The sequence below is a fragment of the Paraperlucidibaca sp. genome (genome assembly GCF_982810325.1).
In genome coordinates this window covers 21,824-34,188 of sequence record NZ_CEYEMI010000023.1, presented here as the reverse complement: position 1 = coordinate 34,188, position 12,365 = coordinate 21,824, and the positions used below count along the sequence as shown (strand labels likewise).

At 49.4% G+C, this 12,365-nt stretch carries 9 protein-coding genes and 1 pseudogene; 4 read left to right on the top strand and 6 right to left on the bottom strand.

All coding sequences use genetic code 11. The features are described from left to right. Nucleotides 1–26 precede the first annotated feature (26 nt). Nucleotides 27–944, bottom strand: a complete 918-nt coding sequence (locus tag AC3DKE_RS08605) for a putative solute-binding protein (RefSeq protein WP_487990453.1) — start codon at nt 942–944, stop codon at nt 27–29. A gap of 224 nt (nt 945–1,168) precedes the next feature. On the opposite strand from AC3DKE_RS08605, the pseudogene AC3DKE_RS08600 reads away from it, so the two are divergent. Together AC3DKE_RS08600 and AC3DKE_RS08595 are read left to right on the top strand one after the other, a co-directional pair. Further along, nucleotides 1,169–1,883: pseudogene (locus AC3DKE_RS08600) on the top strand (IS3 family transposase); the annotation flags it as partial. Between the two features lie 113 nt (nt 1,884–1,996). Continuing rightward, nucleotides 1,997–2,890 carry a metal-dependent hydrolase gene (locus tag AC3DKE_RS08595; RefSeq protein WP_116208078.1) on the top strand — a complete coding sequence of 298 codons (894 nt, stop codon included), beginning with the start codon at nt 1,997–1,999 and terminating at the stop codon, nt 2,888–2,890. A gap of 39 nt (nt 2,891–2,929) precedes the next feature. Here the strand turns inward: AC3DKE_RS08595 and AC3DKE_RS08590 are convergent, their stop codons facing one another. Beyond that, entirely contained in the window at nt 2,930–3,613 is a 684-nt protein-coding gene (locus AC3DKE_RS08590) for a TetR/AcrR family transcriptional regulator (protein ID WP_181898999.1), read from the bottom strand. A 147-nt stretch (nt 3,614–3,760) separates the two neighbouring features. Here AC3DKE_RS08590 and AC3DKE_RS08585 point away from each other — a divergent pair, with 147 nt between their 5' ends. Together AC3DKE_RS08585 and AC3DKE_RS08580 are read left to right on the top strand one after the other, a co-directional pair. Continuing rightward, nucleotides 3,761–6,760, top strand: coding sequence for an SDR family NAD(P)-dependent oxidoreductase (locus AC3DKE_RS08585; RefSeq protein WP_116208178.1), 3,000 nt, complete (start codon nt 3,761–3,763; stop codon nt 6,758–6,760). A gap of 3 nt (nt 6,761–6,763) precedes the next feature. Further along, nucleotides 6,764–7,945, top strand: a complete 1,182-nt coding sequence (locus AC3DKE_RS08580; RefSeq protein ID WP_116208076.1) for a lipid-transfer protein — start codon at nt 6,764–6,766, stop codon at nt 7,943–7,945. Nucleotides 7,946–8,206: 261 nt separating this feature from the next. On the opposite strand, the gene AC3DKE_RS08575 is transcribed toward AC3DKE_RS08580, so the two are convergent. From AC3DKE_RS08575 to AC3DKE_RS08560, 4 genes are all read right to left on the bottom strand, one after another. Continuing rightward, on the bottom strand, nt 8,207–8,509 hold the full coding sequence (locus AC3DKE_RS08575; RefSeq protein WP_379068471.1) for a DDE-type integrase/transposase/recombinase: 303 nt from the start codon (nt 8,507–8,509) through the stop codon (nt 8,207–8,209). Nucleotides 8,510–8,773: 264 nt separating this feature from the next. Next, the gene (locus AC3DKE_RS08570; RefSeq protein ID WP_116208075.1) at nt 8,774–10,354 is read right to left on the bottom strand and encodes a flavin-containing monooxygenase; all 1,581 of its coding nucleotides are present in this window, start codon (nt 10,352–10,354) and stop codon (nt 8,774–8,776) included. Nucleotides 10,355–10,409: 55 nt separating this feature from the next. After that, on the bottom strand, nt 10,410–11,381 hold the full coding sequence (locus AC3DKE_RS08565) for an alpha/beta hydrolase (protein WP_116208074.1): 972 nt from the start codon (nt 11,379–11,381) through the stop codon (nt 10,410–10,412). A gap of 66 nt (nt 11,382–11,447) precedes the next feature. Continuing rightward, nucleotides 11,448–12,278, bottom strand: coding sequence for an SDR family NAD(P)-dependent oxidoreductase (locus AC3DKE_RS08560; RefSeq protein ID WP_116208073.1), 831 nt, complete (start codon nt 12,276–12,278; stop codon nt 11,448–11,450). Nucleotides 12,279–12,365: the final 87 nt, after the last annotated feature.

Below are 12,365 nucleotides of genomic sequence, written 5' to 3'. Positions count from 1 at the left end.
TTGTGTGACTAGCGCCTTCGCCTAAATTAGTGTCTATAGAAATAGGTCCGTATCAACTTGACCATATTCTCGGGGGTTAAATCACCCCAAGTTGCTGCTGGAATATCTTTCTCCGCCTTATTCACTAGTGTCATCGCACGGTTAAATTGACCAAGCCAGTACTGGCGTGATTTCAAACCAAAGCCCTCAGGAAACTTCGTCTCGTTGATAATGATTTGATAAGTCAAAATAAGAATGGGGAAGCGCTGAATAGCACCTTTAGTACCAATGCCGCGATAAAGCTCTAGTGGACGATAAGCCATGGCCGGAGCAGCAATGAAGTCCACAGAGCCATTATTAAACTTGCCGGCAAAGTTAGTGATATCGGCTGAAACCGGTTGCGCGCCAATTTTCTGAATCATAATGGCCTGCGCTTTATCGTAATCAAACGAGGCAATTCGCTTACCTGCTAATGCTTCAACTGTATTAATTTTGCGATCATTAACCACAGGATACGCAGTACCAAACGGAATAATGCCAGCGACCTCATATCGACCATTGACCATCAACTTACTAGCAGCAGGTGATGAAAATGTTTGAATGGTTTTCCGCACTGTTTCATAGCTCGCCGGCATATCGACTTTGCCATTACGAATAATGGTCGACACACCTAACGAGTCTAATGCAGCGGCTGTTGGGTTAAATTGGCGAGTACGAAATCCGGTTGCCATCACCGCATCACACTCTCCAGCCTTCAAATCTTCGGTGGCTACACGCTCATCGGTGTATGCCTTGATTGATATTTTAGCGCCCATGGATTGCGCTGCTAATGAGTAGTCTTTAGCGATATTGACCATATCGCCAGCACTACCCAGTAAGTCATAGACACAAAGTGTTTGGTTTGCCTGCGCGAATGGCGCCACCGAGGCTGCGACTAAAAATGCAGGAAGAATCAGTTTGTTCATGTGCTTTTTCCTTTTTATTATTGAAGCCTTACATTTAATACAAGCAATTAAATTGATGGCATCGGCTTCGATATCCAACAGATACCTATCCTAGCCAGTCAATCCGACGATAGAGGGATCATCTATTGACATATGTGGGATATTTATTGACAAACATCATAGAAATCCTGCTTCACAGAGGTGCTGACTAGCATCTGCATCAGCTGCAAGCGCTCTGATAGGTACTGAAGCGGTTACTGCTTCGCAAGCGTGAGAATGAGCTGTTCATACAGAGCCGAAGCTCAGCAGGTAGCCGCAGCGTCTGTGACATGATGTGGCAGCAACATGGCATTGCCATAGGTCGTTTTAAAGTGGCTAGACTAATGGAAGAGTCAGGTCTAATCAGCATACAACCTGGCAAGCATGCCTATATACAGGCGACTGTTGAACGATCAGATATACCGAACATGCTGAATTGCGAGTTTGCTGTCTCGGCGCCTAATCAGGTCCGGTGTGGCGATATCACGTATCTGTGGGAGCAAGGGGCATTGGTGCTACTTAGCGGCGGTGTTGGCTGGACGCTCCCCGAGCATCTCGATGCTGACCTAGTGACTAAGGCGCTGGACATGGCCGTTGAGCAGTGAGGGTGTGATGCTTCACTCGGACCAAGGTAGCCAATATGACAGTCGCCGGTTCCGTCAGCGCCTATGGCGCTATCGAATTCAGCAAAGCATGGGTCGCCGTGGAGATTGCAGGGACAATGCGCCAATGGAGTGGTTGTTTAGAAGCTTGAAAACTGAATGAGTGCCGAGTGTTGGCTAAATGACTCGGCGAGAAGCGATGCAAGATGTGAGTTACTTGGTGGAGCGTTACACCTGGGTCAGGCCGCACCAGTTTAATGCTGGTTTGGCACCGACAGTAGCGGAAAAAAAACTTAAAACTGTGTCCGAGATTAGTTGACCACTACACTTGCCAACAGCTCGCAACAAAAATTATCTATTGACTGCTTGACCGTGACCAACCAGTCATGACACATTAAATGGAACATTACAAAATGTCACATGAGGTATACTATGGAATCATCCACCAACATCAAGTCATCAGGTTTAGCTGGTGCCAGCGTAGGCATCCCACCTCGCAATATTAAATTTTCCCATGATTACTACAACTCACATCGCTACCCCATAGCCAATAATGCCTTTGCATCCAGTTTTATTGCCGTGCTTTCGGGATCATTCCCACCCGGTGAACGTTTTTTTGTCGAATCTGTACGTCACTTTCGAGAGCAAATCACTGACTCCGAGCTCAAAGCCCAAGTTTCAGGCTTCATTGGTCAAGAAGCCTTACATGGTCGTGAGCATGACCGTCTGAATGCGATTTTTAGCGAGAAAGGTATTCGCGTCGACTTCGTCGATAAAGGCGTAAAAATGGGTCTTTACTTACTAGAACGATTCTCGCCAGAACAACAACTAGCTTGCACCATCTTCATGGAACACTTTACCGCTATTTTTGCCGAGTCATTTTTACAGGATAGTAAGTTCCGTGAGGCCTGTGAGCCTGAATCATTAAAGCTTTGGACTTGGCATGCGCTTGAAGAACTAGAGCATAAATCCGTGGCTTACGATGTATATACGCGAGTTAGCAATAGCTGGCGCTTAAAGTTACAAGCTGGACCACTAGTTGCTGCGGCATTAGTACCCGTCCTGATAGGGAGCTTGGTGGCCATTTTGGCCCATGACAATCAGTTACAAAAGCGACATATCAAATCGCACTTGAAAGGGGCTGCGATGTTGTTTGGTAGGCATGGTCTTTTAAAGCATGTACCTCGACGACTACCAGACTTCTTCAAAAGAAACTTCCATCCCACTCAAGATGACACACGATCATTAGAGCAGCAGTGGCGGGAGAACCTTTTTGGCTCGCAAGGGCTCCTAAGCGACATCTATGCATCTCCCACTTTGCAATAACTAAGATTTGCAAGTTACGAGTTATCGCATCTCAGCCTGCTAGGGTGATGGCTTATCACTAGGCCATCGCTTTGGCTTAGGTGGAGCCGCAACTACTTCAGGCTTAACTGCGACCTTTCCCTGCAATAAGCCTGACCACAGCCTTAAATAATGATCAGGCGCAGCAGAACTGCTCAGCAGGTGTTGATCGATTGTCATGCCACGGATCAGCCAGTGCGTCAAAACAAAGTAATCACTCACTGGATCTTCACTACTTCTACTCACAAAGTAATGTTTGGCTGCATTGTCCAGCATGTCAAAGCCTGCGAGCCCAAGCTTTCGCATCACCTCGGCCAACTCAGTATCGCGGCGACTAGCAAGCGTCAGCTCCAACAACGCAATGGTTTCCTGCTGATTAAATAATGTGCTCCAGCCAATTTGAATCATTTCAGTCAAACGGTTATCTGATGATGCAAGGCCGCTAAATGCTTTACCCAATTCGATATATAGCCGTTGAATGAGACGCGTAGCAGCTGCTTCCATGAGTGCAGCCTTGGTGGCGAAATGATGCAATGGCGCACCCAATGACACATCTGCTTCAGTCACAATGGATTTGAAGGTGGTGCCTGCGTAGCCATCACGATCTAAACAACAGATGGTGGCACTGATTAAGCGCTCACGCATGGCATGGCTGCGCTCAACTTGCGTGCGACGACTGGGCTTCTCAGGTGCCTTTGACGCCATGCGGCCTCTCCAATTCAGTTTTCTTCGAAAGCTAATCATACATCTGACTGATCAGTCATAATTTTATTGACAGATTGGCGCGTCGTGACCTATAAATAATACATGTTGAACGAACATATTGTAAATATTATCAGCGAGGCCCACTTCATGGCATTACGATTTGATCAACGCGTGGCGATTGTCACCGGTGCAGGCAATGGCTTAGGCCGATCACACGCACTTCTTCTTGGCTCACTAGGGGCCAAAGTAGTTGTTAACGATCTAGGTGGCGGCGCACACGGCGATGGCAAGTCTTCCACTGCTGCCGATGCGGTAGTCGCTGAAATTATCGCCGCTGGTGGCGAGGCAGTGGCTAACTACGACTCCGTAGAACATGGAGAGCGTATTGTGCAAACCGCACTAGACGCCTTTGGTACAGTAGATATTGTTATCAACAACGCCGGCATTTTGCGAGATGTTAGCTTTCATAAAATGACTCAGGCCGACTGGGACCTGATCCTCAAAGTGCACTTAACTGGCTCAATGAGTGTGTCACACGCCGCGTGGCCGATCATGCGCGATAAAGGTTATGGCCGTATCATCATGACTACTTCAGCCGCTGGCCTTTATGGCAACTTCGGCCAAGCCAACTATTGTGCGGCGAAGCTCGGCCTTGCTGGACTGGCGAACTGCCTAGCTGAAGAAGGGCGTAGCAAAGGAATTCAAGTCAATACCATTGCGCCAATCGCCGCCTCACGTCTCACCGAAACGATCATGCCGCCGGAACTGCTAGCTAATCTCAAGCCCGAGCATGTCAGTCCATTAGTAGCATGGCTATGCCATGAAGATTGCGAGCAAACCAAGGGAATATTTGAAGTTGGCGCTGGCTATATTTCGCAACTTCGCTGGGAGCGTACACAGGGGCAATCATTCCCACTGGGGAAAAACTTTAGCGTCGATGATGTGGCGAATAAATGGAACACCATTGGCGACTTTACCAACGCTGGCCACCCCGCTACCGTCAACGACTCTTTCGCGCCCATCCTGCATAACATCAATAACCCACGCTTAGGTGGCAACGAATTTATTGATCTAGATGAAGCAGTAAAATGCGAGTTGGTGTTGGAAAATAGCTATGACGAGCGCGATGTAGCTCTGTATGCCCTCGGTATTGGCGCTGCGCGTGACCCACTAGACAAAGCTGAACTAAATTATGTCTATGAGATGGGTAGCGACTTTGCTGTACTTCCAACTTACGGCGTGATGCCACAATCCAACGCCATGCTACAGGCAGCTAAAGCAGGTGGCTTGAAGTTACCCGGCCAAAATTATGGTTTTGATCGCATCCTGCATGGTGAGCAATACACTGAAATCAAACGTCCATTACCGACGAATGCAAAGCTCAAGCACATCTTTAAATTTAAAGAGGCCTGGGATAAAGATCCACACGCTGTGGTCACTTTTGCTGTGCACACCCTCGATGAAAGCGGTGAGGAAATTGCTTATAACGAAATGACCTCATTTGTGCGTGGTGCTGGTGGCTGGGGTGGTGATCGTGGGCCAAGCGCAGACGTCAACACACCTCCAAACCGAGAGCCCGATGCTGTTATTGAAGAGAAAACCGACGCCAATCAAACGCTGCTGTATCGCCTCTCCGGCGACTGGAATCCGCTACACGCCGACCCAGCATTTGCCAAAGCGTTTGGCTTCGATAAGCCCATCCTTCACGGCATGTGTACCTATGGCTATTGTGGTCGGCACGTTATTAAAGCCTTTAGCAATAATGACCCACGCTATTTCAAAAGCATTAAGGTTCGCTTCGCTAAAAGTGTCTACCCAGGCGAAACATTAATTACCAAAATGTGGCGAGAGTCAGACACTCGTATCGTGTTTGAAACCTCGGTTAAAGAACGCAATGAAGTTGTTATTAAAAACGCTGTCATAGAGCTATATACCGAAATTCCAGCACCTAAAAAAGCAGCACACACATCAGATGCAGCATCTGTAGAAGCAGTAAATTCTGTGATTGTGGATGATTACTTCGCCGCTATTGCAGACTTTGTTGCCAGCAAACCCGAGCTTGTAGCTGAAGTGAAAACTACGTTCCAATTTACCTTCCATAATCCTGAATCGAGTTGGTTTATCGATCTGAAAAATGGCCAGGGTGAAGTCGGAGCGGGTGAAATCGCTAAACCCGATGTCACCATTGAGCTGGATAATGAACACGTCAACACGCTGTTTGGCGGCGACCAAGGAGAGGTACAAAAACTCTACTTCGGTGGCAAGATGAAAGTGCATGGCAATGTTATGGCATCAAATAAACTATCGGCGCTAGCTGGCATGGACCCGGCCGCTATAGATGCCGCAAAAACAGCGCGAGTTAGCGCAGAAGTCACAACGCCTGCTGCTGCCGTCGTCGAAGCAGAAAATGCTTTTGTCTTAGCCGATGTATTTGCAGGCATTAAAGCTTTTGTTTCCTCGAAACCACAACTCTCAGAGCAAGTGAAAACTAGCTTCCAATTTAGCTTTCATGCCCCTGAATCAAATTGGTTCTTGGACTTGAAAAGTGCCAAGCCAATTGCTGGTGAAGGGGTGCTACCTAAGCCAGATGTCACTATTGAGATGGATGCAGAATATGCGCCAGTCTTATTTTCTGGCGATCAAGCAGAAGTTCAAAAGTTATTCTTCGGTGGCAAAATGAAAGTTCATGGCAATGTCATGGCGTCAAATAAGTTGTCTGTACTATCGGAGATGGATCCTGCTCTGATCACACAAGCCAAAGCTGATCGTTTAGCTAAAAATACAACAGGCGCTAATCCAGCAGCATCCGCACCAGCAACTAAATCATCAGAAGCTCCCGCTATTTTTGAGCAAATCGCCGCGCACTTAAGTGCCAAGCCTGCGACTGCAGCAAAAGGAGTTGTCCAGTTTTCGCTCAGTGATATAGACAGCACATGGTGCATCGATTTCAGTGCCAGTCCTGCACAAGTAACAGTTGGCTCTGCTGCGCATCCTGATGCTGAAATCACATTATCCGATGCGACGCTACAAGCGCTCTGCTCTGGCGAGCAAGGCTTACAAGACGCGTATCAGCGCGGGGACGTTCGCGTCGATGGCGATGCACTCTTGGCTCGCGAAATGAAATTCTTAAACGCTTTAGGAGCATAAGTTATGAAACAACGAGTCAATGTCATCGGAGTTGGTATGACCCAATTTACCAAGCCCGGCTCTAGCCCTGAATATTATGAAATGGCCGCCGAAGCAGGCAGAAAAGCCCTAGCCGACGCCGGCATTCCCTATGAGTCTGTAGAACAAGCCTTCGTTGGCTATGTCTATGGCGACTCTACTTGCGGTCAGCGCTCGGTGTATGAGCTAGGCCTCACCGGCATTCCTGTGGTGAACGTGAATAACAACTGCTCTACCGGCTCAAGCGCACTGTATTTAGCACGCCAAGCTATCGAGGGTGGTTTAGCCGAATGCGTGTTGGCTCTAGGTTTTGAGAAAATGAGCAAAGGCGCTTTAGGCACCATGTTTAACGATCGCGAAAACCCTATGGGATTGCATGTTCCAGTCATGCTTGACCTGCAAGGGTTTAGCTCGGCACCACCCGCCGCGCAGATGTTTGGCGGTGCCGGTCGTGAATATCGCTGGCAGCACGGCACGAAAAAAGAGACTTTCGGCAAGATCGCTGAAAAGGCACGTAAACACGCAAGCAACAACCCTTATGCACTATTTGGACAAGTACTCTCTCTAGAAGAGATTATGGCTTCACCTGAAGTCTTCGATCCGTTAACCCGCTTTCAATGTTGCCCACCCACATGTGGTGCTGGTGCCGCAATTCTTTGCAGTGAGGCTTTTGCCAAAAAGCATGGCATCAAAAATCCGGTCTACATTGCCGCACAGTCGATGACAACTGACTATGCCTCCAGCTTTGAGCCGCGTTCGATGATCAAAATGGTCGGATACGACATGACTCAAGCTGCTGCTAAACAGGTCTATGAGGAGTCAGGCATTGGCCCAGATGATATCGACGTTGTGGAGCTACATGACTGCTTCACGGCGAATGAACTACTAACTTATGAGGCGCTTGGGCTCTGCCCAGAAGGTGGTGCAGAAAAGTTTATTTGGGACGAAGACAACACCTATGGCGGCAAAGTAGTGACGAATCCATCAGGCGGCTTACTTTCAAAAGGTCATCCACTCGGTGCAACCGGCTTAGCGCAATGTACAGAGCTAGTTTGGCAGTTGCGTGGCACGGCAGAAAAGCGTCAGGTCAGTGGCGCGCAAGTTGCCCTGCAACACAACCTTGGCTTGGGTGGTGCCTGTGTCGTCACCATGTATCGACGTGATTAAAAATTAATTTTTATGATGAATGCTTATGACGATACTAACAAGTAACTTGTCAGCTCTGAGCTCGTGCCACTTTCAGTCAATTAGTCAAACTAAGCGGTACTGATATGTTAACTTCTAGACTCAGCAATAGTTAAACCTTTCACCTCTACGCACCTAACGCCCTCCAAGTTTAGAGCGCGGCTGTCCTAGTAAGTCAATAATGACTTGCTGGGACAAGGTGTCTTCCAAGGTTGAGAAAGTTTGAGACTGCCGCATCGTTCGTTAGGAATAGTTGTACCTGACTCGGGAACTTAAACCGCCCATTCCCCGCTCCCTGAATCGCGTCGACTCATGCAACTGCTCGGCTCTATTGTTCACGTGCTTGGCTGTATTGTGATGAACTTTTGGCATTAGCTCGCGTTGAGCAACCCTATAACTTGCCAACTTATCAGTGACTATCGTTCTTGGTTGGTCGTCGTGGTTACGTAACAAGCGCTTAAAGAACTGCCTAGCCGCAGCACTCTTACGGCGACTCTCAACATAGACATCGACCACTTCGCCGTCCTGATCAACTGCTCGCCACAAGTAGAGTTGTTTTACGTTTTATCTTGATAAATACCCCATCAAGATAAAACATATCGCCTAATCTGCCATGATTTTGCTTCAGCTTGGGAGAATAGGCAGGTCCGAATTTGATACGCCATAAGCGGATCGATTCTTAACTGACAGAGATGCCACTCTCTGCCAGCAAGTCTTCGGTATCACGAGAGCTCAAATTGAAGCGATAGTAGATCCATACTGCATAGCTAATGATACTGGGGTGAAAACGATGTCGTGAGTGGGTACACATCAGCGAGTTAACTTGTCAGTGCTAGGATTCGAACCAACCTTACTAAACTTATAGTTATTCATGGACAAATGCTTGGCCCGCCAAAGCATCTCGACTGATGTGGAAGGCCTTAGCATTGGCGCATCCCCATGTTTATCAAAGTAATAGCTATTGGACAAAGAACAGTTGTGATTTAGGAACACCGTGCTTTGTTGGCGTCGCTGAATATCTGCAAAGTAGCGGTCATGCACATCCTGACGCACTTCCACACAGGTTGCTTGTCTCTTGAGCCCTTCTTTGATGCAGCGTACTGCATGTATTGCATTGCCTTCCGCCATCTTAAAATAAGAAGTACCGATCAGCGCATAGGGACCAAGCATGACATAAAAATTGGGGAACCCAGGCACAGTCAGCCCTTCATAAGCTTGATAGCGATTACTCTCCCAAAAGGCTCCAATCTCTTGGCTCTTGCGACCGACAACATCATACGAGGGAAGGTTTCCTTTTTCGAATACGCGGTAGCCGGTTGCCAGAATCAGCACATCAATTTTCCGCTCGACCCCGTCGCGGGTTTTTATGCCTTTCTCGGTAATTCGCTCAATAGACGTTGTGATGAGGTCAGTATTATCGCGTGCAAAAATACGAAAATACTCATTCGAGAAAGATGGGCGCTTGCAGCCGAAACCATATTTCGGCGTCAGCTTCTCCCAAAGGTCCGGCCTGCTCGGCAACTGCTCTTTCATGTTGCGAATGCCAGCCTCTTCGCATTTGCGTACCAGCCAAGGGGCCTGCCGATAATAAATCGTAGAAATAACCATCAACGACTCGCTTATAACATCAGTACCTACACGCACGAGGCGTTGCGCGGCCGGCAACAGCCGGAACGAGCTTTTCAGCCAGCCAGGAAGCGCGTGGTCTGGTTTTTTCAACAGCCATATCGGTGTGCGTTGATAGACATCAAGCCGCTTCACCAGCGGAGCAATTTCAGGCAACAACTGTACGGCCGTAGCCCCCGTGCCAATCACCGCAACACGTTTGCCCTTGAGGTCTATACTGTCATCCCAGTGCCCTGTATGGATGATCTTGCCCTTGAAGTCATTGATACCTTCGATATCCGGCATCTTCGGCGAAATCAGGCCACCGGTTGCAGACACCAGATGACGGGCTGTGATGGTATCACCACCATCTACTTCAATGCGCCAGTAGTGACGCTCTTCATCGAACTCGGCACGGCTAACACTGGTCTTGAACTGGATGTGTGGATAGAGGAAGTACTTGGCAGCTACCCGTTCGGTGTAATGCTGCAACTCTTTACCCGGTGCGAACACTCTCGACCAGTTCGGGTTCTGCTCAAAAGAGTACGAATAGGTGAACGAAGTAATGTCGACAGCGATACCCGGATAGCGATTGTCTCTCCAAGTGCCGCCGACACGGTCGGCACGCTCAAGAATGATGAAAGACTCAATGCCCTGCTCTTTCAGGCGAATGGCAATGCCAAGACCAGAAATACCCGCGCCAACAATGACAACTTCGTGATCGGGACTTATTGCTCGCGTTCGTTGCACACTTACCTGTTCAGGTTTTGTGATGGCAATATTCATTGCTAATTTCTCCAAATTTATACTGTACGTGTATTTTTACAGTCAATTTAATGCACTAACCTGCTAAGGCCTTGCTTGCACTTTCGTGCTCAGAAGACAACTGAAATTCCGCGCTGCTCCGAACCAGACTTTCTCCCACATGCTTTTCAATAAACCGGATCAATACATGCATGTCTTGCCTGGCTTCAGGAAGCAAAAAATGAAAAATAGGCCACACATGCGGCATATCCAGACGCGACAGCAGCTCCACCGTCACCCCGGCCTGACGCGCGTTATGGACAACACGGTAAGCATCATCACGCAGGCACTCCTCTTCGCTCACCGTCACCAGCAAAGGCGGCAAACCAGAGAAGTTCCCCCGACAGGGAGAGGCATCGGGATGCGTGGAGTCCGCCCCGGCCAGATAAATATCGATCGCCCTATCTATCATTGACTTTGACAGCATGGAATCACTGGCACTGTTGGCCGTCAGCGCTGGCAGTGTGCCTGTTGCATCCGTACCAGGCGACAGGGTCAGCGCACACACTGGCATGGGCAGATTTTCAAGCTTGGCGCGCAATAGCGTGACCAGGGTCAGGTTACCGCCCGCAGAATCACCCGCAATCACCAGGGGCTCAGTTCCCTGCAACTCCGCCGACAATTGCCGATAGACCTGAAATGCATCGTCCGTTGCCGCCGGATAGGGATGCTCCGGAGCGAGGCGGTAATCTGCCATGAAAACCTTGGCATTCAAACGTCTGGCAACCTCGCCGCAAAACGTGTGATAGGTCGCCAGCTTGCCGCCAATAAAGGCACCACCGTGCAAATACAGGATGGTCATGCACGGCTTAGCCACCTCCAGCCACTCACCAAGAACCCCGGCAACGCTTGCCTGCCGGACCGTAATTCCAGAGGGCACAGGGCTGGGGAAGAGCTTGGTGTCCATGGCACTGCGCAAATGACGAACAAGTGCGGCATTTGATGTCAGCTCACGCTTTACCCGCATGCGCAGGAAGAGTTTCAGTAGCTTGGCCTGGCTAGATGCCATATCGATAATTCCGTCAGTGAAGTGTGGGGGTATATGCTGTGCTTGAAGATGGCTGCTACCACATCATCAAGACGGCGCAACAAGCCGGTAGGCCTCACCCAGGCTACGCGCATACAAACGTGGGGCGGCGCGCTTAAACATCCACGCAATGCGTCCGTCAATTTGCGGTAGCATGTACATCTGCCCTTTGTCGAGCGCGTCCAGCGCCTTGCGTACCACCGCGTCGCTGTCGGTCAGGGCAAACTTTGTCATCGCCGTTTTGGCAAACTCGGAGCGATAAGCAGGCAGATGACCATCGTTGACAATATTGGTTGGTACCACCGTCGGACACAGCACTGTCACTTTCACCCCCGTTCCCGTCAGCTCAGCCGACAAGGTCTCTGACAAGGCCATCACGCCCGCCTTGGTCACGTTGTAAGCACTCATTTCTGGTGCTGCGGCAAACCCTGCAGCCGACGCCACATTGATGATCCCGCCATAGCCCAGCGCCTTCAGTTTTGGCGCAAAAAAATGACAGCCGTGAATCACGCCCCAGAGGTTGACGTTGACGCACCAATGCCATTTTTCCAGCGATACTTCACCAATCTGGCCACCGAGGCCAACCCCCGCATTATTCACAACCAGAGTTACAGGGCGACCAAGCAAGCCCTCCGCCTCGTCTGCCAGCACTGCCATCTGTTCAGCATTGCCCACGTCACATGCATAGGCTACCGCGTGCGTATTCAGGCTGCGCAGCATGGCCGCTGTTTCTTCGGCACGTTCAATACGAATGTCTACACACACAACGGCACCACCTCGACGCCCAATTTCATAGGCAAAGCTGCGACCAATACCACTGCCAGCTCCAGTCACAATCGCCGCCGCACACTGTGACAACTTTTGGGCTTTCTTACTCATGAGACATTCCTTTAAAAAGAGCCGGGTGGCTCGAAAAATTACCGCTCTTTATTTACCACCCGCTAAAACCTCGGCACCCGCATAGTC